The organism is Leucobacter sp. BZR 635, from assembly GCF_048061935.2.
Lineage (GTDB): Bacteria > Actinomycetota > Actinomycetes > Actinomycetales > Microbacteriaceae > Leucobacter.
Genome location: NZ_JBLUNZ020000042.1, coordinates 20,661 through 44,371, shown reverse-complemented (window position 1 = coordinate 44,371; position 23,711 = coordinate 20,661). Strand labels below are relative to the sequence as shown.

Here is a 23,711-nt window from a genome sequence, read left to right as displayed (position 1 = left end):
CCGCCTGACCCAGACCTCCCACCACTTACGAAAAGGACCATCATGTCTCTGAAGAAGCGCGGCGCACTCGCCGCTTCCGTCGCGGCCCTCGCGATCGCTGCAACTGCGCTCGTTGGTTGCGCCCCGGCGTCCGAATCTGCCGGCGAGGGATCGTCATCTGACGGCCCCGTGCGTATCGGTGTCGTCCCCGGCGGTCAGCCCTACTGGGAGGTCTTCGTTGATGAGGCCGCCGCAGCAGGCATCGAGGTCGAGATCGTCGACTTCTCCGAGTACCCCGTGCCGAACCCCGCGCTCAGCGAGGGCGACCTCGACCTCAACCAGTTCCAGCACGTCATCTACCTCGCAAACCACAACGTTGACGCAGACGACGACCTCGTCGCGCTCGGCTCGACCGTGATCTACCCGCTGAACCTGTTCTCTGACAAGTACACCGACCTCAAAGACATCCCCGAAGGCGGCACCATCGCGATCCCGAACGACGAGTCGAACCGCGCCCGCGCCCTGCTCGTGCTCGAAAGCCTCGGCCTCATCGAGATCACGGGCGGCGGCACGCCGACCTCAACGGCGGCAGACATCGACACCGACAAGTCGCGCGTGAAGGTCACCGAGCTCAACGCAGACATCATCCCGGCGTCGCTTCCCGACGTTGACGCGGGCATCGTGAACAACGACTACGTCGAAATCGGCGGGCTCGACTTCGCTGACTCGCTCGGCTCGGACGACGCGGCCGACCCCGCGTTCGCACCCTACGTGAACATCTTCGCCGCGCGCGCAGAGGACAAGGCAAACAAGACCTACCTCGAGCTCGTTGACATCTACCAGAACAACGAAAAGGTCCAGGCCGCTGTAAAGGACTACGTTGGCGACACCGCGGTGCTCGCAAAGACCTCGCAGGAGGAGCTCGCCACCGCGCTCAAGCAGGCCGAAGACGCCTACCGCGCGAGCAAGTAACCCCCAGCGAACAAGTAAACTCGATACCCATGACCCGTGTACAACTCCAGTCGGTCGGCAAGCGCTACCCAGCGCGAGGCCGCAACGGCACAGAAGTCATCGCCGTCGACGACGTATCAATCGATATCGCGTCAGGTGAGATCCACGCGGTCATCGGGTTCTCGGGGGCTGGCAAGTCCACGCTCCTCAGGCTGGTCAACGGCCTGGAACGGGCAACGGCCGGTCACATCCTCGTCGATGGCGAGGATGTGACCGCGCTGCCCGAGTCAAAGCTTCGGGTCGTCCGCTCGAAGATCGGCATGATCTTCCAGCAGTTCAACCTGTTCCACTCGAAGACCGTCGCGAAGAACGTGGAGTACCCGCTCGTCGTCGCCGGCACCCCGCGCCCCGAGCGCGAAGCGCGCGTCGCCGAACTGCTGAGCTTCGTTGGCCTCGCCGACTACGGGCAGTCGCACATCGAGCAGCTCTCGGGCGGCCAGAAGCAGCGCGTCGGCATCGCCCGCGCGCTCGCAACCAACCCGGGCCTGCTGCTCGCAGACGAGGCCACCAGCGCGCTCGATCCAGACACCTCGCGCGAGGTACTGCAGCTCCTCCAGCGAGTCAACCGTGAGCTTGGCATCACGATCCTCCTCATCACGCATGAGATGGACGTCGTGCGCGAGATCGCGCAGCGCGTCACCGTGATGGCGGGCGGCCGCGCCGTAGAGCACGGTGACGTCTTCGAGGTGTTCTCCAACCCGCAGAACGAGACCACGCGGAGCTTCGTCGCGACCGCGCTGCCTTCGGCCCCCAGCACAGAGCACCTCCGCGCGCTGCGCGAGAAGCACCGCGGAAAGCTCGTCTCGATGACGTTCCGCGACGGCAGCGTCGATCAGCCCATCGTCTTCCAAACGCTCGCTGACCGCGGCGTCGGCGTGAACATCGTCTACGGCGGCATCTCCGAGGTCGGGGGCCGCACCTTCGGCAAGCTCACGCTCGAGCTCATCGGGGATGACCTGCAGGTCGAGCACGCGATCGCCGCGCTCGGACAGCAGACCGAGCTGGAGGTGCTCGCATAATGGATCGGCTCATACAACTGCTCCCGAAGCTCGCTGATGCGGTGCTCGAGACTCTGCTCTACGTCGGCTTCGCGATGCTGCTCGGCGGCATCATCGGGCTGGCCATCGGCGTGCTGCTCACGACGACCCGCCAGGGCGGGATCCTTCAGCACCGTGCCACCTACTGGGTGCTGAACTTCCTCGTGAACTTCTTCCGGCCGATCCCATTCGTCATCCTCATCGGCGCGCTGCAGCCGCTCGCGCGCCTCATCACCGGCAAGGGCATCGGCGGGCCCGCGATCGTGTTCACCCTCGTGTTCGCGGCGTCGTTCGGTATCGCGCGCCTCGTCGAGCAGAACCTGCTCACCGTGCCACCCGGCCAGATCGAGGCGGCTCGCGCGATGGGGGCAAGCCCGCTGCGCATCATCGGCACCGTGCTCATCCCCGAGGGCCTCGGCCCGCTCGTGCTCGGCTACACCTTTGCCTTCATCGCTGTTGTCGACATGTCTGCCATGGCCGGGGTAATCGGCGCGGGCGGCCTCGGCAACTTCGCGCTGCAATACGGCTGGCGACAGGCGAACCCGTGGGTCACCTGGTCTGCGGTCATCGTGATCGTCGTGCTCGTCCAGCTCGTACAGCTGCTCGGTAACACGGTCGCGCGCCGGCTGCTCAGGCGGTAGCGGCCGTCGCGCCGAGCGATATCCACCGGCCCGCGCGGTAGCCTCGAAGCATGACTACGTTCACGCTTGCTGACCTTCGCCGTGAGACCGAGGCCATGTGGCCCGCCGACACCGCAGAATCGTGGGATCGGGTCGGCCTCGTCACGGGGCGCAACGACGCCCCGCTGCGGCGCGTGCTGCTCGCCGTTGACGCCGTCGCCGACACCGTCGCGGAAGCGGTGGCGTGGGAGGCTGACGCGCTCATCACGCATCACCCGCTGCTGTTGCGGGGGATCCACACGGTCGCCGAGGACACCGGCAAGGGTGCGCTGCTCGCCGCCCTCATTCGCGCCGACTGCGCGCTCATCGCAGCGCACACGAACGCCGACCAGCCCGTTGGCGGCGTCTCCGACGTGATCGCGAAGCGGCTGGGCCTCGAAGACGCGGTGCCGCTCGTGCCGCTCGCGAAGGATCCGAGCATCGGCATCGGGCGCGTGGGAACGCTCCCCGCGCCACTGTCACTCCGGCAGTTCGCGGAGCTCGTCGCCGGAGTCATGCCCGCGACGGTAAGCGGGGTGCGGGTGGCGGGCGATCCTGACCGCGCGATCGAGTCCGTAGCGCTCCTCGGCGGGGCCGGCGACAGCCTGCTCGACCACCCGCTCGTGCGCGCCGCCGACGTGTACCTCACCTCGGATCTCCGTCACCACCCCGCGCAGGACGCGCTCGAGCTTGCCGCCGCCGCGGGCGGGCCCGCGCTCGTCGACGTCGCCCACTGGGCGAGCGAATCGCTCTGGCTTGAGGGCGCGGCCGAGGAGCTTTCGGCCCGGCTGCCAGGAGTCGAGTTTCGGGTGAGCCAGGTTCGCACCGACCCCTGGAGCTTTTCTGTTGGGGCGCGCCCGGGAAGCGAGCTCGGCGCAGAGTAAGCTAAAGGGTATGAAGGCCACTCCTCGCCAGCAGCTGTTGCTGCTCGACCTCCAGCAGCTCGACCACTCGCTCGCGCGGCTGCGCAAGCGAAGCGAGCAGCTTCCCGAACGCGCCGAACTCCGGGCACTTGAGGGTGAGCGTGAAGAGGTGCGCAACCGCTACATGGACGCGCAGCGCGAGCTCGACACGAAGCGGCTCGAACTCTCGCGCATCGAGGCAGACGTCGCCGTGGTCGAGCAGCGCGAGCAGCGCGACCACGAGATGCTCGCCGTGAGCACCTCCAGCAAGGAGGCTGTCGCGCTGCAGTCCGAGCTCGACACGCTGGGGCGACGCAAGGCGGAGCTCGAGGAGCGGCAGCTCGAGGCGATGGAAATCGTCGAGGCCGCCGAAGCTGTGTTTGCCGAGGCCGAGCAGGTGCTCGCGGGCGTCGAAGAGCGCCGCGCCGCAATCAACGCACGCATCGAGGCGGCAGAGGCAGAGACCGCTCGCGATCGTGCCGCCGCCGAAACCGAGCGCGCCGGACTCTCTTCCGAGGTGCAGGGAGACCTGCTCGCCCTCTACGAGAAGACCCGCGCGCAGGTCGGCATCGGCGCAGCGAAGCTCCGCGGCAACGTCTCCGAGGCGAGCGGCATGGCGCTGAGCCCCGCTGATCTCTCCACGATCACCCAGGCACCGCACGACGAGGTCGTGTTCTGCCCCGAGACGGGCGCGATCCTCGTGCGCGTCATCGAGGGCGAGTAGCGCGCTAGACTGAATACCGGAATGGGCCGGTGGACGGTTGCGTCACGCGTCGCTTGCGACGACGTGCCGAGGAACGTCCGGGCTCCGCAGGGGAGAACGGTGGGTAACACCCACCCGGGGCAACCCGCGAGAAAGTGCAACAGAGAGTAGACCGCCTGCCGTGGTTCGCCGCGGCCGGTAAGGCTGAAAGGGTGGGGTAAGAGCCCACCGGCGTCCGTGGTAACACGGGCGGCCAGGTAAACCTCGTTCGGAGCAAGGCCAGACAGCAGACGATGACGCGCCCCGCTGAGTCTGCGGGTGGGCTGCTAGAGGGTACTGGTAACAGTGCCCCGAGAGAGATAACCGTCTAAGTTGGTTTCGGCCAGCGGGACAGAACCCGGCGTACAGCTGGCCCATTCCCTTCTCTCCACCCGAGTAACTCGGCGTCGACGGTGAGCTGGACCCTCGCGGCGGCAGCGAGCGGTTCCTCCGCCCCTCACCTTTCGGTCGACGCTAGCCTGCCTCTCACCTTCCCCGAGTTTTTCAAAACGACCCTTCTGCAGGTCGTACAAGACTCAGCAAGGATTATTCGGGTGGGAGAGAACGGGCGGCGACCAGTCGTGAGCAGCGCGGCGTTGCCCGACCCACTGGAAGCCCCCGGGCCCGACGGACGCGGCTGGGGAGCCGCGAAACCTTCACGACCCGGGCCGCTCTGCCGTGCACGGCAAGGAGCCGACGGCGCCCGGCTACTCTGGCTGGTTTCCGCTGGGCAGATGGGTCGCTGCGAGGCTACGCCCACCCTGATTCTCGCTCAACAGACATGTCCTCAGCGAAGTCAGGAGTTATCATCAGTAAAAAAGCCATGACCTCGCTGAGGTCATGGCTTTTGAGCGCTCATCATCGCTGAGGGCTGCACCTTCAAATGTGGTGAGCCTCATTGGGCCGGGCGGGAGAGAGCCGGCGGCGAGGCGCACTCCATCACGGCAAGAGCGCGGAGCACCAGCGGCGGCATTGCACTGCCTCACCACTGCCTCACCGCATCCTCAACACCCCGATTCATCTATTCCGGCCCGTTCGCGGGCAATGCAAGGCTCGGAATAGATGAATCGGGGAGTGAAGGATCGAGGCGGGGCGCGCTACTCCGAAAGGGTGAGCAGCTCGAAGCCGTTCTCGCGCACCACGATCGTGTGCTCGAACTGTGCAGTGATCGACTTGTCGCGCGTCGTGACCGTCCAGTTGTCTGCCCACATGTCCCACTCGTGCGTGCCGAGGGTGAGCATGGGCTCCACGGTGAAGACCATACCGGGCACGATGAGGTCGTTGAACCGCGGGGCAGAGTCGTAGTGCGGCACGATGAGGCCGGTGTGGAACGAGGATCCGACGCCGTGGCCGGTGAAGTCGCGCACAACCCCGTAGCCGAAACGCTTCGCGTACGTCTCGATGACCCGGCCGATGACGTTGACCTCGCGGCCTGGCTTCGCGGCCTTGATGCCGCGCATCATCGCCTCGTGGGTGCGCTCGACGAGCAGGTCGACCTCTTCCGAGACCTCGCCGACGCGGAAGGTGCAGTTCGTGTCGCCGTGGAAGTCGTCAAGGTACGCGGTGATGTCGACGTTCACAATGTCGCCCTCACGCAGCACCGTGTCGTCGGGGATGCCGTGGCAGATGACCTCGTTCACCGATGTGCACGAGGAGGCCGGGTAGCCGCGGTAACCCAGCGTCGAAGGGTAGGCGCCGGCGGCGATGACGTACTCGTGCCCGATTCGGTCAAGCTCGGCGGTGGTCACGCCCGGCGCTACGGCCGCGCCCACGGCATCGAGCGCGCGCGAGGCGATGCGGCCAGCAGCACGAATCTTCGCGATCTCGTCTTCCGTGTAGGTGTTGTCGCCCTCGTAGGGCGGCGGCTCTTGCAGCCCCACATAGGGTGGCCGCGTGATCGCGGCGGGAACAGCGCGCTGAGCGGGAAGGACACCGGGGACAATATTGCCGTGATCATCGAAAGGCATACCTCTAGTCTAGGAGCAAGCGGGTAGCGGTGGTGCAAGCCGCTCACATCGAAGGGAAGCCCAATGAGTAAGCGTGACTGGGGAATCAACGACCCCGAGGAAACCTACTGGTTCAACACCAAGACAAACGAGGTCGAGGAGGGCCCGCAGTCGCTCGCGGTCTACCGCGTCGGCCCGTTCAAGACCCGCGAGGAAGCCGCGCGCGCCACGCAGATCCTCGCTGAGCGCGCACGCGAATGGAATGAGGAAGACGAAGAAGAGGACTAGCCCGCGGTAGGCTGAAAGCCGTACCGGACCCGGTGCAATCAAGCGCCCCGAGAGGAGCTGCCGCGTGAGCAAGCAGAGAGATTTCGTGCTTCGGACTATCGAGGAACGCGGAGTGAAATTCGTGCGCCTCTGGTTCACTGACGTTGCGGGGGCGCTGAAATCGGTTGCGCTTGCGCCGGCCGAGGTCGAGGGTGCCTTCAGCGAGGGAATCGGCTTCGACGGTTCCGCGATCGAGGGGCTCACCCGCGCGTACGAATCAGATCTGCTCGCGGTTCCGGATCCGGCGACATTCCAGATCCTCCCGTGGCGCGGCGAGACCGAGCCGACCGGGCGCATGTTCTGCGACATCCGCACTCCGAACGGCGAGCCCGCCGTGTCCGACCCGCGAAACGTGCTCAAGCGCACCCTCGCGCAGGCCGCCGACATGGGCTTTTCGTTTTACACGCACCCGGAGATTGAGTTCTACCTGCTGAAGTCGAAGGACATTGGCCCCGAGGGGCCGATCCCGGTGGATCGCGCGGGCTACTTCGACAACGTGCCAGGCGGCACCGCGCACGATTTCCGCCGCGAGAGCGTGAACATGCTTGAGGATCTCGGCATCTCTGTCGAGTTCAGCCACCACGAGGCGGGCCCGGGCCAGAACGAGATCGACCTGCGCTACGCGGACGCGCTCGCGACGGCTGACAACATCATGACGTTCCGCTCGGTCGTGAAGGAGGTCGCGATCGCGCAGGGCGTGCACGCGACGTTCATGCCGAAGCCGCTCGCGGGGCACCCGGGCTCTGGCATGCACACGCACGTCTCGCTGTTCGAGGGCGAGGAGAACGCGTTCTACGACCCGAGCGCAAAGTACCAGATGTCGATGACGGCGAGGCGCTTCGTGGCTGGCGTGCTGCGGCACGCGCCCGAGCTCACCGCGGTCACGAACCAGTACGTGAACTCGTACAAGCGGCTCTGGGGTGGCGACGAGGCTCCGTCGTTCGTGAGCTGGGGCCACAACAACCGCTCGGCGCTCGTGCGGGTGCCGATGTACAAGCCAGGGAAGGGCGGCGCGGCGCGCATCGAGTACCGGGGCATGGATAGCGCGGTGAACCCGTACCTTGGCTTCTCGGTGCTGCTCGCGGCGGGCCTCAAGGGCATTCGCGAGGAGTACGAGCTGCCGCCCGAGGCGGAGAACAACGTGTGGGCGCTGAGCGATGGCGAGCGCCGCGCGATGGGCTTCGACCCGCTTCCGCAGAGCCTTGAGCATGCGCTTGCGGTGATGGAGCGTTCCGAGCTCGTCGCTGAGACGCTCGGGGAACAGGTCTTCGCCTACCTCATTCGCGATAGCCGTCGCGAGGTCGACGAGTACCGCAGCCAGGTCACCCCGTTCGAGCTCAATTCAATGCTCGACACGATCTAACGGCGCGCATGTCGGCGACGGGAACTGCTCCGGGCGGGCGGCGCGGCGAGCTCAGCGCGTATGCCCGCGCCGGGTTTCAGGGCCTGTCGGCGGCGCGGGATGGCATTGCCGAGCTCTCGGAGATGCTCGACGGGATTGACCATACGGCGTTGCTTGATGGGCTTGCGGTGGCGGCGGATCCTGACGCGACCCTCGCGCTGCTCCTGCGGCTCGCGGAGACCGATGCGGATCGCCTAATCAGTCTCGATGCATTCGCCTGGCGGCGGCTGTGTCTCGTCACGGGTGCATCTCCCGCGCTCGGGACGTTCCTGTTGCGTCACCCCGACTTGATTCGCGGCCTCACCGGCCGGGACGGCAGGTTGCCGAGCGGTGAGGAGGCACGCGAGGAGATGCTTGCGGCCGTCACGCACCGTGGCGAGGTGCTGAGCGGCGAGGCCGGCTGGAACGCGCTGCGCGTGAAGTACCGCGAGCTGCTCACGGGGGTCGCGCTGTACGATCTGCTCAGCGCCGGCTCGCACGAGGAGCTTCCCGACGCCAGGCCCGCCTTTGAGGCTGTCGCCGCAGCGCTGTCGTGCATGGCTGACGCGGCGCTCGAGGCCGCGATCGCCGTGGGGCGGGCGACCCTGCTCGAAGAGGGATCGACGCCGCGTATCTCCGCGGGGGCCCTTGAGGGCCTGCGCTTCTCGGTCATCGCGATGGGGAAGTGCGGCGCTGAAGAGCTCAACGTGGTCTCTGATGTCGACGTGATGTTCATCGCTGAGGGCGACGAGCGAGCGGCCTCGGCGCTTGCGCGCGAGGTCATGCGGGTGATTCACGACCCAGCGCTCGAGCTGCCGCTCTGGCAGGTCGATGCGAACCTGCGGCCGGAGGGCAGGCAGGGGCCGCTCGTGCGCACCCTGTCGTCGATGCTCAACTACTACGAGCGCTGGGCGAAGGCGTGGGAGTTTCAAGCGCTCATTAAGGCGCGGGCCTGTGCGGGCGATCTCGAGCTCGGCGAGGAGTTCGTGGCGCAGACCCGGAACCTCGTGTGGGCGTCGTCGAACCGCGAGGACTTCGTTGGCTCCGTGCAGCGCATGCGCGAGCGTGTCACCGAGCACATTGCGCCAGAGGATCTTCCGTACCAGATCAAGCTCGGCCCAGGCGGCCTGCGCGACATCGAGTTCAGCGTGCAGCTCCTGCAGCTCGTCCACGGCCAGCACGATGAGCACCTGCAGCTCCGCGGTACACTCCCCGCGCTGCGCGCCCTCGTGGAAGACGGCTATATCGCGCGCTCCGATGGCGAACGGCTGAGCGATCACTACCGCACTCTCCGGGTGCTCGAGCACCGACTGCAGCTGCGCGAGCTCCGCCGCACCGCGCTCATGCCTCGCGACGATGAGGCGCTTCGCGTGCTCGCCCGCGCGTCGGGTCTCGCGCGGAACGCGAAGGAGCTCTGGGCGCTCTGGGAGCAGGTGCGTCGCGAGGTCCGCGAGCTGCACCTGAAGATCTTCTATGCACCGCTGCTCAGCGCGGTCGCGGCGCTCGGCGACGAGGAGTTCGTGCTCGGGTCCGCGCAGGCGAAGGCCCGGCTCTCGAGCATCGGCTTCATGGATCCCGAGGGCGCGACGCGCCACCTTGCGGCGCTGACTGCGGGCCCGTCTCGCAGCGCCAAGATTCAACGGAACCTTGCGCCCGTGCTGCTGCAGTGGCTGGCCGAGGGCACCGACCCGGACTTCGGGCTGCTCGCGTTTCGGAAGGTGAGCGAGGCGAACCGCAACTCCTCGTGGTACCTCAGGCTGCTGCGCGACGGTTCGCTCGCGGCCGAGCGCCTCACGAAGCTCCTCGCGAACTCGAAGTATGCCGCTGGTCTGCTTGAGAGCCACCCCGAGGGCGTCGCGTGGCTGGAGCGCGACGCACTGCTGGTTCCGCCCGCGCCGGCGGCGCTGCAGAGCGAGATGCGGTCGCTCGTGTCGCGCCGATCCTCACTGAATTCCGCCGCCGAGCGACTCCGCGGCGTGCACCGCCGCGAGATCCTCCGGCTCGCGATGGGCCGCGTTGTCGGGGTGCTCGACGAGGATGCGGTCGCGCGGGGGCTTGACGGCGCGCACACCGCGCTCCTCGAGGCGTTGCTCGTGGCGATCCGCGCTCATCACTCTGGCGAGGAAGTGCCGCCGGAGATCGCGCTCGTTGGGATGGGGCGCTTCGGCGGGGGAGAGCTCGGCTTCGCCTCAGACATCGACCTCATCGCCGTCGCGCGGGGCGGGGCGACCGGCGTCGGGCCGGTCTCGCCGGCGGGGAGGATCATTCGCGAGCTCCGATCCCTCGTCTCCGACCCGCGTTTCCCCGTCGACCTCGACTTCGACCTGCGGCCCGAGGGGAAGAACGGCCCGGTCGTGCGCAGCATCGATTCGTACCGCAGCTACTACGACCGCTGGTCGGTGACCTGGGAGGCGCAGGCGCTGCTGCGCGCAAGGCACGCGGCCGGCGACACGAGCCTGAGTGACGAGTTCTTCGCGATGGCGGATCCTATTCGCTATCCGGCCGAGTTCCGCGACGAGCAGCTGCGCGACGTACGCCGGATGAAGGCGCGCGTCGAGGGAGAGCGACTGCCCCAGGGCGACGACCCGCGGATGCACCTGAAGCTCGGCCCCGGCGGCATTACCGACGTCGAGTGGCTCGTGCAGCTCGTGCAGCTCCAGCACGGGGCCCAACACCCCGAGTTGCGCACCGTCGAGACGCTTGCGGCGCTGCAGGCGGCGGCGACCCTGGGGCTCATCGACCGGGAGGACGCGGAGACCCTCGAAGAGGCCTGGCGTTTGGCGAGCACGCTGCGGTCGGCGATGCGGCTCTGGAATGGGCGCGTCTCAGACGCTCTGCCGCGGGATTGGCGTGACCTTGCGGGCATCGCCGGGGTGCTGGGCCACCCGCGCGGGCGCACGACCGAGCTGGTTGAACGGTGGCACGCGGTGAGCAGGCGAGCCCGAGCCGTATTCGAGCGGGAGTTCTTTGGGTACCGCGAGGACGAGCTCTTCCCCGAGGTGCAGGCATAGCGCGAAGCTGAACAGTTCGTGACCATTTCGTTATGGGGCTAGTTTTCAGGTTCGAGTCGGCGTAGCCTGACGGCATGAACTATCTCGCAAAGATGCTTGAGGTCATCCTCATAGGCGAAGACCTCGACTTCGAAGAAGACATCGACTCCTAGCCGCCGCGCGCATCGAACCCGCTAGCCCGGCCCCGCCACACCGAAACACGATAGCCTGACGACAGGCCGAAGGTGGTCAGATCCACCCTCGGCGTTTCCTGAAGAAAGGTGGACTCGTGGCCTATCGAGTGCAGGGCGTGGTTGTGCGTGAGAAAAACGCACCCGCGACCGTAGAAACGATCATCGTGCCGGAGCCTGGCCCGGGTGAGGTCGTCGTCGACGTGCTCACCTGCGGGGTGTGCCATACCGACTACCACTACCAGCAGGGCGGCATCAACGACGACTTCCCGTTCCTCCTCGGCCATGAGTCGACCGCCCGCGTGGCAGTCGTCGGCGAGGGTGTGACTGAGGTTGCCGTCGGCGACCGGGTGATCCTCAACTGGCGCGCCGTGTGCGGTGAGTGCCGGGCGTGCGCGAAGGGGCAGGCGCAGTACTGCTTCGCCACGCACAACGCGACACAGAAGATGACCCTCGAAGACGGCACCGAGCTCTCGGCTGCGCTCGGCATCGGATCGTTCGCCGAGAAGACGCTCGTTGCCGCTGGCCAGTGCACGAAGATCGATGAGGAGTCTGACGCGGCGGCCGTCGGCCTCCTCGGCTGCGGGATCATGGCCGGGATCGGCGCGTCGATCAACACGGGTGACGTGCAGCGCGGCGAGTCCGTCGCGGTGATCGGCTGCGGCGGTGTCGGCACCGCGGCGATCGCCGGCGCACAGCTCGCGGGAGCGACGACAATCATCGCCGTTGACATCGACGACGCAAAGCTCGAGCAGGCGAAGCGCTTCGGCGCGACGCACACGGTGAACTCGAAGGAGGCCGACGCCGTCGAGGCGATCCAGGCCCTCACCGGCGGCTTCGGCGCGGACGTCGTCGTTGACGCTGTCGGTCGGCCCGAGACCTACACGCAGGCGTTTTACGCGCGCGACCTCGCCGGTCGCGTCGTGCTCGTCGGCGTGCCGACGCCCGAGATGATGCTCGAGCTGCCGCTGCTCGACGTGTTTGGGCGCGGTGGATCGCTGAAGTCGTCGTGGTACGGCGACTGCCTGCCGAGCCGCGACTTTCAGATGCTCATCGATCAGGCGAAGCTCGGAAGACTCGACCTTGAAGGATTTGTGACCGAGCGCATCAAGCTCGACGAAGTTGAAGCAGCCTTCGCCAAGATGGCGACGGGCAACGTACTGAGATCGGTGGTGGTGTTGTGAACGCGCGCGTTGAGAACCTGGTGACGAGCGGCACATTCTCGCTCGACGGCGGAACCTGGGACGTTGACAATAACGTCTGGATCGTCGGCGACGACGCCGAGGTGATCGTCATCGATCCCGCCCACGATCCCGCAGCCATCAAGGCGGCGGTGGGGGATCGCAAGACCCTCGCTGTGCTGCTCAGTCACGGGCACGACGACCACATCCGCGCTGCCGTCGAAACCGCGCAGCTGCTCGGCGCACCGATCCACCTCAATCCCGCGGATCGGATGCTGTGGGACACCGTGTACGCGGAGGCCCCCGACGCGGAGATCGCCGACGGAGACGTGTTCACCGTCGCAGGGGTCGAGCTCACCGCGAAGCACACGCCGGGCCACTCGCCCGGCTCCACCTGCTTCGTCGCGCCGGCGCTCGGGGCCGTGTTCTCGGGCGACACGCTGTTCCAGGGTGGGCCCGGGGCGACCGGGCGTTCGTACAGCAGCTTCGACACGATCATCGAGTCGATCCGTGAGGCGCTTCTGACGCTTCCCGGCGACACCGTCGTGTACACCGGGCACGGCGACTCGACGACGATCGGCGCGGAGGCACCGCACCTCGAAGAGTGGATCGCCCGCGGCCACTGAAATCGTCTCGGGATTCGCGCACGAAGACGCGGATCCCGAGACGACGTTGTTCGAATACCGGCGGTGCGTCGCCGGAGAGCCGCGCTTTGGCCTAACATTGTCACTATGTACAGCGAAAGCTTTGGCCGTCTCCCAGCTCACATCCAGCAATCTGTCCTCGATGGGCTAGATGAGGAAATTCGGGCGGGCTTCCAGAAGACCGAGGAGGCGCCTACCGAGGGCGTCACCGCAGCCGACCGTTCCCGGCAGATCGCGGACGGCATCGTGCGTTCGCTTGCGCTCAGGAATTCCTTCACCGGCGACAAGTCGACCGCGCGCGATCTGGGTATCGGCAAGCGCAAGTAACCCCGTAGCGCGCAGCTTGAGCGCGCGTCACAGACTTCTGGCAGCGGCCGGTCGGAACACTGAGTTCCGACCGGCCGCTGCATTTTCACCGACGCCAGTCGGGCTCGTTCGCGGGAATGAGTCTACGAGCCAAGCTTTTCGCTGAGGAACTCCCGCGCCTTGATAATCTTCAGGCTCGACGGGAGCGGCCAAGTCCGGCCCTGGCCGCGGGTCGTGTACGACACCCAGACGTGGCCCTCGTAATCGTCTTGCGGTGGGGCCTGGTCATAGCCCACCTGCGTCGGACGGCCGTACTCGTCTGTCCCGGTGACCTGCAACTCCACTGAGAGGACGTAGAGTGACCCCAGTGCGCCGTTGCCCGTAGCGATGTTGAGGAAGTTCCCGCCCTCGGTGTGCGCATCCCATTCTGCGGAGGCACCTGAGTGGGTGCGCTTCTCGCCGAACATGCTCCATCCGCCGGGAAGATCTCCCAGCACGGAGTCCATGAAGCCCTGTACGTCGCTGCCCGCGGGGATGCTGATGGGGTAGTGGTCTTGCTGCTTCGCCCTGCGGCTGAAGACCATGGAGGTCACGAGAAACGCGACGACGAGGATCAGGAGGAGAACTATGAACGTTGCCAATGTGGTCCCCGCCTAGTTCTCGGAAGCGCTGCGAGGGCTGGCCCCCGCGGTTGAGTGAGTCGTTCTGGTATACAACGTCGCCATCTTGTGGTGTCCTTCAACTTGAGCTGTCGCGAGCAGAGTGCCCGGACTGCTTCACAGTCAAGCAAAGGTGAAGGGGTCCGGACACAGTTCCGGGTGGGAACCGGAAAATCGAAACCGAAAGACAAAGCTGAAGGCTGCACCCGGAGACTGGCGGCGCCGCTTGACGAGGCGAACGACAGAGCGGCTGGGCGGAACTCGCGTTCCGCCCAGCCACTCTCGTCACTCCGGGCCGTTGGCCCTCGTGGGGTTAGACGCCGTAGTACAGCTCGAACTCGTAGGGGTGAGGGCGAATCGCCATCGGCAGGATCTCGAGCTCATGCTTGAGCGAGATCCAGGTCTGGATCAGCTCCTCGGTGAACACGCCACCCTCGAGCAGGTACGCGTGATCCGCCTCAAGCGCGCTCAGCGCCTCCTGCAGCGACCCGGGTACCTGCGGGATGCTCGCGGCCTCCTCGGGGGGAAGCTCGTAGAGATCCTTATCGATGGGCTCGCCTGGCTCGATGCGGTTGCGGATACCATCTATGCCGGCCATGAGCTGCGCGGCGAACGCGAGGTACGGGTTGCCCGAAGCATCGGGCGCACGGAACTCGACGCGCTTCGCCTTCGGGTTCGACCCGGTGAGGGGGATGCGGATCGCGGCCGACCGGTTTCCTGCCGAGTATGCGAGGTTCACCGGTGCCTCGTAGCCCTTCACCAGGCGACGGTAGCTGTTGATCGTCGGGTTCGTGAAGGCCAGCAGCGACGGTGCGTGCTTGAGGATGCCGCCGATGAACCAGCGGGCGGTGTCCGAAAGTCCGGCGTAGCCGTTCTCGTCGTAGAACAGCGGCTCGCCGTTTGCCCACAGCGACATGTGGGTGTGCATGCCGGAGCCGTTGTCACCGAAGACGGGCTTTGGCATGAACGTCGCGGTCTTGCCCCACAGCTCTGCGGTGTTCTTCACGATGTACTTGAACTTCAGCACGTCGTCTGCCGCGGTGACCATGGTGTCGAAGCGGTAGTTGATCTCGGCCTGGCCGGGAGCCCCGACCTCGTGGTGCGCGCGCTCGAGCTTGAGGCCCGCCTCGATGAGGCGCATTGAGATGTCGTCGCGCAGGTCGGCCTGCTTGTCAACGGGGGAGACGGGGAAGTAGCCACCCTTTTGCGGGGTCGTGTTGCCGAGGTTACCGCCCTCGTACTCGGTCGCAGAGTTCCAGTGTGCCTCTTCCGAGTCGATTTCGAAGAACGTGCGGCGCGGAGTGGTTTCGTAGCGCACCGAGTCGAGAATGTAGAACTCGGCCTCCGGTGCAAAGAATGCGGTGTCGGCGATGCCGGTCGAAGTCAGGAACTGCTCGGCCTTCTTCGCAACCTGACGCGGATCCTTCGAGTAGATCTCGCCCGTGCGCGGGTTGTAGATGTCGAACACCATGATGAGCGTGCGCTCAGCGCGGAACTGATCGACGTAGCAGGTGGTGACGTCGGGGATGAGCTGCATGTCCGACTCAGCGATCGACGCGAAGCCGCGGATCGAGGAGGCGTCGAACATCTGCCCGACCTCGAAGAACTCGAGGTCTACCGTGCTCGCCGGGATGTTGAAGTGCTGCTGCACGCCGGGGAGGTCGGTGAACCGAATGTCGAGAAACTTGACATCGGTTTCGCGGATATAGTCGATGACTTCCTGGGGAGTCTTGAACATTGGATCCTCACTTTTCGGTGCGGCAGGCTGCCGCTTCGTAGGTCAAGCCTATGCTTCCAGCATTTCGAGCGCATGGAAGCACTGTTTCAGGCGTGTTACGTCTTGCGGCGCACAGAACACCGGTGTCGGCTCTGACATCGTGTGTTCGCATGATCCAGTGGTCGCGCTACGCGCGAATCAACACCGTCCCAGCGATCTTGTCGTGGAAGCCTCGCTGGTCTGAATCCCAGACGAGGGCGGGGACTACGAGGGTGACGAGCAGGCTGCGCACGATGGGCCGCCAGATCCCGACCCAGCCGCCGGCAATCGGTACGACATTGAGTCCGACAATACGGTGACCCAATGATCCACCGATTGTCGGAATGAAGATCATCTGCAGCACGGCGAATGCGAGCAAGTGCCACCACTTCGCGTGCGGCCCACCGATGAGCACATACGCGGGGATTGCGGCGAGAGCCCAGTCGATGCACACGGCAAGCAGTCGTCGCCCGACGCGAGCGACGGAGCGGGGCCCGGCCTCTGGGAGGCCCAGACGCTCGCCCGGAAAATCACTCGGGGCGAGATCGCCAAACTTTTGAGACATCGTGTTCCGAGCTTAGCGCGGGCGCTGCGCGCGGACGCGGTTGGGATCGATGCCCTTCGGGATGCCAACGGGGCTCTGCTGCAGCGAGGAGAGACGGTTGTAGACCGCCGCGATCTCGTTGCGGTTCAACGACTTCTTGAGCTTCTGGAGCTCCTTGGACAGGTTCGGGAGCGCGACTGCGCCCTCGTCGGGTCCGACGTAGAGGTGTGAGATCGGCACGTTCGAGATCGCTCGCTTGAGCTTGCGCTCCTCGTCCTGCGCGATGCGCTGAGTGCGCTGGCGTGAGCCCTCTGAGATGAGCACGACGCCGCCGCGACCGATGACGCGGTAGACGGCATCCTGCTGGCGGGTCATCGCTACGGGAACCTCTGAGCCGCGCCAGCTGCGGCGCAGTGCACTCTGCACGATTGCGCCAACGGCGCCCGGACGGCCCTCGATCTGACGGTACGCGACCGCCTCAGCGCGGCGGCCCAGCACGATCATTGCGATCAGCAGGCCGGCGAGGATGCCGGTCAGGGGCCAGAGGATCCAGCTGAACCAGCTGCCGGGAAGCAGCCAAGCCACCAGCAGCGCACCGACGATCGGGCCCAAAAAGGACAGCAGCATCAGCGGGGTCAGCAGCTTATCTTCCGTGCGGGTGTTGCGATACACCTGCACCATCTGCTTGATGCGACCCGGGGACTTCTGCTTCGCCTCTGCCATACCTTCCATCGTACCGTCTCTCGGGGGCTCCGTTGACAATCCGCCCTGAGTTCGCGGTGAGTTCGCGGTGAGCGGAGCGTTGTCCACAGCCTCGAATTTTGCTCAACGAGGAGAAAAGCACGCACCGGGCTGTGCGCACAGGCGTCTGGGGTGCGCTGGCAGGGCAAACTGCTGCCATGCAACAGCAAGTACAGGTGAGACGGAAGAACCGACCGGTGTGGGGGAGACCTCGGGAGCGCTCCCCGGATCGGGTCCGGGGGCCTCGGAGGCCCCCGCAGCCGCGGAGCGCTCTAAGGCCCCCGCAGCCCCGGGGGTCGGCGGCGCTCGGAGCGAGGGAGCTCGCGTACGCGCTCAGGGAGGTGGGGTTCCTCGCCCTCGAGGTGCGGGCGCGCGGCGCCTGCCTGGGAGCGGGTCTCGCCGATCGACTCGAACTGACCCGGGTTGGCGGCGGCAGGTACCACCGCACCAGCCCGGGCTCGCGGGAACTCCGGCTCCTCGATGTGCCACGTCCGGGGCGTCGGGCGGCGTGGCGCGCGCTGAGCGCGGGGGCCGCGCATGCCCGCCGTGGCCATGACGCGAGTTGCCATAGCTTCGGTGTCGCGGAGCGTGAACTCTTGGAGGTTGCCGGGCGCTGGGGTGGTGAAGCGGCCGCGGGCTACGTGCTGGAACGTCTCGCGGTGACCGCGGAGGAGGTTGGCGGGCAGCTGCCCTGGTCGGTTGCTGAGGCGAGCGACGCGTTCGCGGAGGCCATCGAAGCGCGCGTGACGCCCGTGCCGCCATCCCGCGAGCAGCTCGCGGCGCTCGCACGCGGGCAGCCAGGAAAAAGAAGGAGGGGCTGGGGTGCAGCACGCAATGCGCTGCACCCCAGCCCCTGAATTCCTCAGTCCGCCGAAGCGGAGGCTACTCGGTGACGGTTAGATGCCGAGGTCTGCCGAGAAGTTGCCCTCTTCGAGACGCGCCTTCATCTGCGTCAGGAAGCGAGCCGCGTCAGCGCCGTCAACGATGCGGTGATCGTACGACAGTGCAAGGTAGACCTGCGAGCGGATCGCGATCGAGTCGCCTTCGGGGGTCGATACCACCGCGGGCTCCTTGAACACGATGCCGGTGCCGAGGATTGCCGACTGCGGCAGGAACACGAGCGGCGTATCGAACAGCGCGCCGCGCGAGCCCGTGTTCGTGAGCGTGAAGGTGCCACCGCTGAGCTCGTCCGGAGTGAGCTTGTTGTCGCGGGTGCGAGCCGCGAGGTCCGCGATCTCACCCGAGATCTGCGCGATGTTCTTCGTGCCCGCATCGCGGAGCACCGGGGTGAGCAGGCCACGCTCCGTGTCGACCGCGATGCTGATGTTCTCGGTTGCGGGGTAGACGATCTGATCGCCTTCCACGGTCGAGTTGATCACTGGGTGCGCCTGCAGCGCTTCTGCTGCTGCGACCGCGAAGAACGGCAGGAAGGAGAGCTTCGAGCCCGTCTTGGCGAGGAACTCGTCCTTCTTTGCCTGGCGCAGCTGAGCGACACGCGTGACGTCAACCTTCACCATGGTGGTGAGCTGGGCGGTCTGCTGCATCGAAGCAACGGCGCGCTCTGCGATGACCTTCCGCAGACGGCTCATCTTCTGCGTCGTGCCGCGCAGGTCCGAGACCACGCGCTCGACGGGCGCAGGGGCTGCAGCTGCTGCGGGAGCAGCGGTCGCTGCCGCGAGCACATCTTCCTTGCGGATGCGGCCGCCGACACCGGTTCCGGTGACGGTCGCGAGGTCGACGCCCTTTTCGTTCGCGAGCTTGCGCACGATCGGGGTGACGTAGCCGCCAGCCTCAGCTGCGGGAGCGGCAGCGGGAGCCGCCGGAGCAGCTGCCGGTGCTGCCGGAGCCGCGGGAGCTGCCGGGGCCGCGGGTGCCGCCGGAGCAGGAGCTGCGGCAGGCGCCGGAGCTGCCTGCGCGGGCGCAGCCGGTGCTGCGGGAGCAGCTGCAGCGGGAGCCGGTGCTGCGGGAGCAGCTGCAGCGGGAGCCGCAGGAGCAGCTGCAGCTGCCGGTGCGCCGCTTCCGACGCGAGCGAGGACGCCGCCGACCTCAACGGTCTCGTCTTCGCCGACGAGCATCTCCTGGAGGATGCCTGCGATCGGCGAGGGAACCTCGGTGTCGACCTTGTCGGTCGAGACCTCAAGGAGGGGCTCGTCGACCTCGATCGTGTCACCAATCTCCTTGAGCCACCGGGTGACGGTGCCCTCAGTGATGGATTCGCCGAGCGAGGGCAGGACGATATCCTGCGAGTCGCCACCGGCCGCGGGAGCTGCGGCGGGAGCCGCCGGAGCCGCAACCGGCTCGGGCGTTGCTGCGGGTGCTGCTGCTGCGGGTGCGGCTGCTGCGGGAGCTGCCTCTGCCGGGGCTGCCTCTGCGGGAGCAGCGGCTGGGGCTGCCGGAGCTGCGCCGCCACCGCTTCCATCGCCGATGACGGCGAGTACGGCACCAACCTCAGCGGTCTCGTCTTCCTGTACCAGGATCTGCTCAACCACACCGGCGACCGGCGAGGGAACCTCGGTGTCCACCTTGTCGGTGGAGACCTCGAGCAGCGGCTCGTCGACCGCCACGGTCTCCCCGACCTGCTTCAGCCAGCGGGTCACCGTCCCCTCGGTGACGCTCTCGCCCAGCGCGGGGAGGACTACCGATTCACTCATCGTGATTCTCCTTCTAAAATTCTCTGTAAGTAACTAGCTTGTGACGCCGGCTCAGATGGCGTGCAGGGGCTTGCCGGCGAGCTTGAGCATGGCCTCGCCAATGGTTTCGTTCTGGGTGGGGTGGCCGTGGATGAACGGTGCAACATCCTCCGGGTACGCCTCCCAGTTCACGATGAGCTGGGCTTCGCCAACGAGCTCACCGACGCGGGCACCGATCATGTGGACACCGAGCACGGGGCCGTCGTTCAGGCGGACAGCCTTCACGGTTCCGGCGGTGCCGAGGATCGAGCTCTTCGCGTTACCCGCGAGGTTGTACTCGAACGCGGTGATGTTCTCAGCACCGTACTTCTCAGCGGCCTTTGCCTCGGTCAGGCCGACCGAAGCGATCTCAGGATCGCAGTAGGTGACCTTCGGGATGTTCGCATCGGCGACGACGACGGGGTTGAGGCCCGCGATCTCCTCAGCGACGAAGATGCCCTGCTGGTAACCGCGGTGCGCAAGCTGCAGGCCGGGCACGATGTCTCCGACCGCGTAAACGCCAGCGACGTTCGTTGCGAGGCGCTCGGTCGTGAGCACGAAGCCGCGATCCATTTCGATCCCTGCCTCCTCGAAGCCCAGGTTCTGGGTTGCCGGGCCACGCCCGACTGCGACGAGAAGGTAGTCGGCCGTGATGGTCGTGCCGTCTTCGAGGGTGACCGTGACGCTCGATGCGTCCTGAGTGACGCCCTGGAAGCGCACCCCGAGCTTGTAGTTGATGCCGCGCTTGCGGAAGGCGCGCTCGAGCTGCTTCGAAACCGACTCTTCTTCGTTCGGGACGAGGTGGGGCAGGCCCTCAACGATGGTGACCTCAGCGCCGAATGAACGCCAGACGCTGGCGAACTCCACGCCGATGACGCCGCCGCCGAGCACGATGACCTTGCTCGGGATCTCCTGGAGCTCAAGGGCGTGCTCGCTCGTGATGACGCGGCCACCGATCTCGAGGCCCGGAAGCGAACGCGAGTACGAGCCTGAGGCGAGTACGACGTTCTTGCCGACGACGGTGTCTTCGCCGACCTGGATCGTGTTTGCAGCGGTGAGGCGGCCCTCGCCGTCGAAGACGGTGATGCCGTTTGCCTTGATGAGGCCCTGGAGCCCCTTGAACTTGCCGGCCACGAGCTTCTCGCGGAAGCCGTTCACAGCGGTGATGTCAATCGACTCGACGTGCGAGTGAACACCGTACGTTGCGCCCTCGCGTGCGACGTCGGCCACCTCTGCTGAGTGGAGGAGTGCCTTCGTCGGAACGCAGCCGCGGTGCAAACAGGTGCCCCCGAGCTTGTCCTTCTCGATAATCGCTGCAGTCATTCCGAGTTGTGTTGCTCGGACTGCGGTAGCGTATCCGGCGCTTCCGCCACCAAGAACTACAATGTCAAACTGGTGCTCGGCCAAGTGGGGTCTCCCTCGGGTCTCTTGAACTATCGCCTGATCCGCGCGGTATGCGGTGCGCGTCTTTTAGCCTACTACTTCTAGGAATCTCCCGGAGCGGAACCTCGGGTGTTCGCTTGTCGCGCATTTCAGCCAGTTCAGCGGTGGGTTTCGTACAATGGGAAGGTGACCGAATCTCTCTTCTCTGCCGTGTACGCGGAACGCCGCGCGAGTGTCGCGAAGGGCCTTCCGCTCGTTGTCGCGCTTTCGGGATCCAGCGATGCCGGGAACGCCGTTTCTCAGCTTGAGCAGTACCTGTGGGAGCGCTGCAAGCCCGAGGAAATCATTCGCTTCGATGCAGACGAGCTGCTCGACTATCGAGCCCGTCGACCGCTCATCACGTTTAACGAGGACCACTTCACCGACTACAGCCCGGAAGAGCTCATCCTCAGCGTCGCCCGCGACGACCTGGGAGCGCCGTTCCTGCTGCTCTCGGGGTTCGAGCCTGACTTCCGCTGGGAGTCGTTCGTCGACACAGTCCTCCTGCTGGTGCATGAGTTCGAGGTCTCAGTCACCACCTGGGTGCAGGCCGTTCCCATGCCGGTCCCGCACACGCGCCCGATCGTCGGCACCGTCAGCGGTACTCGCGACGACCTGCTCGAGCGCTCGGTGTGGAAGCCCACCACGCGCCTTCCAGCGAGCGTGGTGCACCTGCTCGAGTACCGCCTCCACGGCGTCGGCGAAGAAGTGGTGGGCTTTGCTCACCTCGTTCCGCACTACCTCGCGAACAACGAGTACCCGGAGCTCCTCAGCGCGGCCCTTGACAACATCATGGCGGCCACCGGGCTGCTCTTCGCCACAGATGAGGCGCGTGAGCGGGCGCGCGAGTTCAGGGTGCAGGTTGATCGTCAGATCGCCGAGAACGAAGAGTCCACCGAGATGCTCGTTAACCTCGAGCGCCGGTTCGACAAGTACGTCGAGGCCCAGGGTGAGCGTGTTTCGCTCCTCGGGGAAGACGGAATGATGCCCACCGCCGACCAGTTGGCGAGCGAGCTCGAACGCTTCCTCGCGGAGCGGAATGAGGGGCCTGAACCGAACGACGGTCCGGGCGTGCAATAATAGACCCTACGAACCCATTTCAAACGTCGCGGGAACACCGCGGACTTGACATGGGTTTTCATGGTGTGCGCAGTTTTTAGGATGCACACCGACGAGATCTGAGAGGAAGTTGCGTGGCAGCAGCGACAACGACCAAGACTCGCGCGGCGAAGACGGCTGAGGGCGAAGAGCAGAACGTGGCTGAAACGCCAGCGAAGAAGGCTCCCGCTAAGAAGGCCGCGTCGACAGCGAAGACCACCGCAGATAAGGCCACGGCAGAAAAGGCCCCTGCAAAGAAGGCTGCTACGGCCAAGTCCGCAGCAGCGAAGACCACCACCGCAAAAACTGCGGCGGCAAAGACAGCGACGAAGAAGGCTGCGGCGAAGACGGCGACAGCTGAGGTAGACGCGACCGAGGCAGAAGCGCCTGTGAAGAAAGCTCCCGCGAAGAAGGCTCCCGCAAAGAAGCCTGCAACGCGCGCGAAGAAGGTTGTCGAGGAGATCCTCGACGAGCCCGACGAGACCGAGGCGAGTGACGAGCAGGCTGAGGAAGATCAGCCCGCTGTTGAGCATCGCGAGCCGCTCCCGACCGGAGCGATTGTGCTCAAGGCTGGTGACGAAGAGGATGTGCCGACGGTTACGACGGCGATCCCCGGCGCGACCGCCGACCCGGTCAAGGACTACCTCAAGCAGATCGGTAAGGTTGCGCTTCTCAACGCTGCTGAGGAGGTCGAGCTTGCGATGCGTATCGAGGCTGGCCTGTTCGCAGAGGAGAAGCTGGGCACCGAGAAGGGGCTCCCGAAAAAGCTCGAGCGCGAGCTCAAGTGGGTTGCTCGTGATGGACAGCGCGCAAAGAGCCACCTGCTCGGGGCAAACCTCCGACTCGTTGTGTCGCTCGCAAAGCGTTACACGGGCCGCGGAATGCAGTTCCTCGACCTTATCCAGGAAGGCAACCTGGGCCTGATCCGTGCCGTCGAGAAGTTCGACTACACCAAGGGCTTCAAGTTCTCGACCTACGCAACCTGGTGGATCCGTCAGGCGATTACTCGCGCAATGGCTGACCAGGCGCGCACCATCCGTATTCCGGTACACATGGTTGAGGTCATCAACAAGCTCGCACGCGTGCAGCGCCAGATGCTGCAGGATCTCGGCCGTGAGCCGACCCCTGAAGAACTGAGCCGCGAGCTCGACATGACCACCGAGAAGGTCATCGAGGTGCAGAAGTACGGCCGCGAGCCGATTTCGCTCCACACGCCTCTCGGTGAGGACGGCGATAGCGAGTTCGGTGACCTCATCGAGGACACCGAGGCGATCGTGCCCGCCGACGCAGTGGGCTTCACCATGCTCCAGCAGCAGCTTGAACAGCTCCTCGACTCGCTCTCGGAGCGCGAGGCAGGCGTCATCAAGATGCGCTTCGGCCTCGGCGACGGCATGCCGAAGACCCTCGACCAGATCGGTGACACGTTCGGCGTGACGCGTGAGCGCATCCGCCAGATCGAGTCGAAGACGATGGCGAAGCTTCGTCACCCGTCACGCAGCCAGCAGCTGCGCGACTACCTCGACTAG

At 66.0% G+C, this 23,711-nt stretch carries 21 protein-coding genes and 1 other RNA gene; 15 read left to right on the top strand and 7 right to left on the bottom strand.

Annotated elements, in window-relative coordinates:
• The first annotated feature begins 42 nt into the window (after nt 1-42).
• The 6 genes from ACI1US_RS08645 to rnpB all read left to right on the top strand — a co-directional run bounded on the left by ACI1US_RS08645 (nt 43) and on the right by rnpB (nt 4,712).
• Nucleotides 43-951: a MetQ/NlpA family ABC transporter substrate-binding protein gene (locus ACI1US_RS08645; protein WP_461639755.1), complete on the top strand. Its 909-nt coding sequence runs from the start codon at nt 43-45 to the stop codon at nt 949-951.
• A 29-nt stretch (nt 952-980) separates the two neighbouring features.
• Complete coding sequence (locus ACI1US_RS08640) at nt 981-2,009, top strand: methionine ABC transporter ATP-binding protein (RefSeq protein ID WP_461639753.1); 1,029 nt, start codon at nt 981-983, stop codon at nt 2,007-2,009.
• Nucleotides 2,009-2,668 carry a methionine ABC transporter permease gene (locus tag ACI1US_RS08635; protein WP_416549591.1) on the top strand — a complete coding sequence of 220 codons (660 nt, stop codon included), beginning with the start codon at nt 2,009-2,011 and terminating at the stop codon, nt 2,666-2,668. Before ACI1US_RS08640 ends, ACI1US_RS08635 begins: the two co-directional genes overlap by 1 nt.
• Nucleotides 2,669-2,718: 50 nt before the next feature.
• Nucleotides 2,719-3,570 (top strand): Nif3-like dinuclear metal center hexameric protein, encoded by an 852-nt coding sequence (locus ACI1US_RS08630; protein ID WP_416549590.1) that lies wholly within the window; start codon nt 2,719-2,721, stop codon nt 3,568-3,570.
• Nucleotides 3,571-3,580: 10 nt separating this feature from the next.
• Nucleotides 3,581-4,312, top strand: coding sequence for a zinc ribbon domain-containing protein (locus ACI1US_RS08625; RefSeq protein WP_416549589.1), 732 nt, complete (start codon nt 3,581-3,583; stop codon nt 4,310-4,312).
• A gap of 21 nt (nt 4,313-4,333) precedes the next feature.
• An RNA gene (gene rnpB, locus ACI1US_RS08620) (RNase P RNA component class A) lies at nt 4,334-4,712 on the top strand.
• Nucleotides 4,713-5,427: 715 nt separating this feature from the next.
• Here the strand turns inward: rnpB and map are convergent.
• Nucleotides 5,428-6,297, bottom strand: coding sequence for a type I methionyl aminopeptidase (gene map, locus ACI1US_RS08615; RefSeq protein ID WP_416549588.1), 870 nt, complete (start codon nt 6,295-6,297; stop codon nt 5,428-5,430).
• A 63-nt stretch (nt 6,298-6,360) separates the two neighbouring features.
• On the opposite strand from map, the gene ACI1US_RS08610 reads away from it, so the two are divergent.
• The 6 genes from ACI1US_RS08610 (at nt 6,361) to ACI1US_RS08585 (ending at nt 13,317) form a co-directional block, all read left to right on the top strand.
• Nucleotides 6,361-6,564: a methionine aminopeptidase gene (locus tag ACI1US_RS08610; protein ID WP_416549587.1), complete on the top strand. Its 204-nt coding sequence runs from the start codon at nt 6,361-6,363 to the stop codon at nt 6,562-6,564.
• A 64-nt stretch (nt 6,565-6,628) separates the two neighbouring features.
• Entirely contained in the window at nt 6,629-7,966 is a 1,338-nt protein-coding gene (glnA, locus tag ACI1US_RS08605) for a type I glutamate--ammonia ligase (protein WP_416549586.1), read from the top strand.
• An 8-nt stretch (nt 7,967-7,974) separates the two neighbouring features.
• A complete protein-coding gene (locus ACI1US_RS08600) occupies nt 7,975-10,995 on the top strand; it encodes a bifunctional [glutamine synthetase] adenylyltransferase/[glutamine synthetase]-adenylyl-L-tyrosine phosphorylase (RefSeq protein WP_461639749.1) in 3,021 nt (1,006 codons plus the stop codon).
• Between the two features lie 268 nt (nt 10,996-11,263).
• Nucleotides 11,264-12,349, top strand: a complete 1,086-nt coding sequence (locus ACI1US_RS08595) for an S-(hydroxymethyl)mycothiol dehydrogenase (RefSeq protein ID WP_461639747.1) — start codon at nt 11,264-11,266, stop codon at nt 12,347-12,349.
• Complete coding sequence (locus ACI1US_RS08590; protein WP_461639745.1) at nt 12,346-12,972, top strand: MBL fold metallo-hydrolase; 627 nt, start codon at nt 12,346-12,348, stop codon at nt 12,970-12,972. Before ACI1US_RS08595 ends, ACI1US_RS08590 begins: the two co-directional genes overlap by 4 nt.
• A gap of 105 nt (nt 12,973-13,077) precedes the next feature.
• Nucleotides 13,078-13,317, top strand: a complete 240-nt coding sequence (locus ACI1US_RS08585) for a hypothetical protein (protein ID WP_461639743.1) — start codon at nt 13,078-13,080, stop codon at nt 13,315-13,317.
• Between the two features lie 122 nt (nt 13,318-13,439).
• Here the strand turns inward: ACI1US_RS08585 and ACI1US_RS08580 are convergent, their stop codons facing one another.
• From ACI1US_RS08580 to ACI1US_RS08565, 4 genes are all read right to left on the bottom strand, one after another.
• The gene (locus ACI1US_RS08580) at nt 13,440-13,937 is read right to left on the bottom strand and encodes a hypothetical protein (protein WP_461639742.1); all 498 of its coding nucleotides are present in this window, start codon (nt 13,935-13,937) and stop codon (nt 13,440-13,442) included.
• 331 nt (nt 13,938-14,268) lie between these two features.
• The gene (glnA, locus tag ACI1US_RS08575; protein ID WP_416549585.1) at nt 14,269-15,693 is read right to left on the bottom strand and encodes a type I glutamate--ammonia ligase; all 1,425 of its coding nucleotides are present in this window, start codon (nt 15,691-15,693) and stop codon (nt 14,269-14,271) included.
• Nucleotides 15,694-15,859: 166 nt separating this feature from the next.
• Nucleotides 15,860-16,276, bottom strand: coding sequence for an RDD family protein (locus tag ACI1US_RS08570; protein ID WP_416549584.1), 417 nt, complete (start codon nt 16,274-16,276; stop codon nt 15,860-15,862).
• A 12-nt stretch (nt 16,277-16,288) separates the two neighbouring features.
• Entirely contained in the window at nt 16,289-16,978 is a 690-nt protein-coding gene (locus ACI1US_RS08565) for a DUF4191 domain-containing protein (protein ID WP_416549583.1), read from the bottom strand.
• A 359-nt stretch (nt 16,979-17,337) separates the two neighbouring features.
• On the opposite strand from ACI1US_RS08565, the gene ACI1US_RS08560 reads away from it, so the two are divergent.
• Nucleotides 17,338-17,853: a hypothetical protein gene (locus ACI1US_RS08560; protein WP_461639739.1), complete on the top strand. Its 516-nt coding sequence runs from the start codon at nt 17,338-17,340 to the stop codon at nt 17,851-17,853.
• A gap of 39 nt (nt 17,854-17,892) precedes the next feature.
• On the opposite strand, the gene sucB is transcribed toward ACI1US_RS08560, so the two are convergent.
• Both sucB and lpdA read right to left on the bottom strand, forming a co-directional pair.
• Complete coding sequence (gene sucB, locus ACI1US_RS08555; RefSeq protein WP_461639737.1) at nt 17,893-19,647, bottom strand: 2-oxoglutarate dehydrogenase, E2 component, dihydrolipoamide succinyltransferase; 1,755 nt, start codon at nt 19,645-19,647, stop codon at nt 17,893-17,895.
• A gap of 51 nt (nt 19,648-19,698) precedes the next feature.
• On the bottom strand, nt 19,699-21,072 hold the full coding sequence (gene lpdA / locus ACI1US_RS08550; RefSeq protein ID WP_416549581.1) for a dihydrolipoyl dehydrogenase: 1,374 nt from the start codon (nt 21,070-21,072) through the stop codon (nt 19,699-19,701).
• Nucleotides 21,073-21,234: 162 nt separating this feature from the next.
• Between lpdA and ACI1US_RS08545 the strand changes: the two genes are divergently transcribed.
• Nucleotides 21,235-22,167 (top strand): proteasome assembly chaperone family protein, encoded by a 933-nt coding sequence (locus tag ACI1US_RS08545; protein ID WP_416549580.1) that lies wholly within the window; start codon nt 21,235-21,237, stop codon nt 22,165-22,167.
• A 113-nt stretch (nt 22,168-22,280) separates the two neighbouring features.
• A complete protein-coding gene (locus ACI1US_RS08540) occupies nt 22,281-23,711 on the top strand; it encodes an RNA polymerase sigma factor (protein WP_416549579.1) in 1,431 nt (476 codons plus the stop codon).

What these genes read in the sequence shown, in the direction of transcription:
- ACI1US_RS08645 (WP_461639755.1), top strand. Translation starts at nt 43, where the DNA reads ATGTCTCTGAAGAAGCGCGGCGCACTCGCCGCTTCCGTCGCGGCCCTC.
- ACI1US_RS08640 (WP_461639753.1), top strand. Translation starts at nt 981, where the DNA reads ATGACCCGTGTACAACTCCAGTCGGTCGGCAAGCGCTACCCAGCGCGA.
- ACI1US_RS08635 (WP_416549591.1), top strand. Translation starts at nt 2,009, where the DNA reads ATGGATCGGCTCATACAACTGCTCCCGAAGCTCGCTGATGCGGTGCTC.
- ACI1US_RS08630 (WP_416549590.1), top strand. Translation starts at nt 2,719, where the DNA reads ATGACTACGTTCACGCTTGCTGACCTTCGCCGTGAGACCGAGGCCATG.
- ACI1US_RS08625 (WP_416549589.1), top strand. Translation starts at nt 3,581, where the DNA reads ATGAAGGCCACTCCTCGCCAGCAGCTGTTGCTGCTCGACCTCCAGCAG.
- map (WP_416549588.1), bottom strand. Translation starts at nt 6,297, where the DNA reads ATGCCTTTCGATGATCACGGCAATATTGTCCCCGGTGTCCTTCCCGCT.
- ACI1US_RS08610 (WP_416549587.1), top strand. Translation starts at nt 6,361, where the DNA reads ATGAGTAAGCGTGACTGGGGAATCAACGACCCCGAGGAAACCTACTGG.
- ACI1US_RS08600 (WP_461639749.1), top strand. Translation starts at nt 7,975, where the DNA reads ATGTCGGCGACGGGAACTGCTCCGGGCGGGCGGCGCGGCGAGCTCAGC.
- ACI1US_RS08585 (WP_461639743.1), top strand. Translation starts at nt 13,078, where the DNA reads ATGTACAGCGAAAGCTTTGGCCGTCTCCCAGCTCACATCCAGCAATCT.
- glnA (WP_416549585.1), bottom strand. Translation starts at nt 15,693, where the DNA reads ATGTTCAAGACTCCCCAGGAAGTCATCGACTATATCCGCGAAACCGAT.
- ACI1US_RS08570 (WP_416549584.1), bottom strand. Translation starts at nt 16,276, where the DNA reads ATGTCTCAAAAGTTTGGCGATCTCGCCCCGAGTGATTTTCCGGGCGAG.
- ACI1US_RS08565 (WP_416549583.1), bottom strand. Translation starts at nt 16,978, where the DNA reads ATGGCAGAGGCGAAGCAGAAGTCCCCGGGTCGCATCAAGCAGATGGTG.
- sucB (WP_461639737.1), bottom strand. Translation starts at nt 19,647, where the DNA reads ATGAGTGAATCGGTAGTCCTCCCCGCGCTGGGCGAGAGCGTCACCGAG.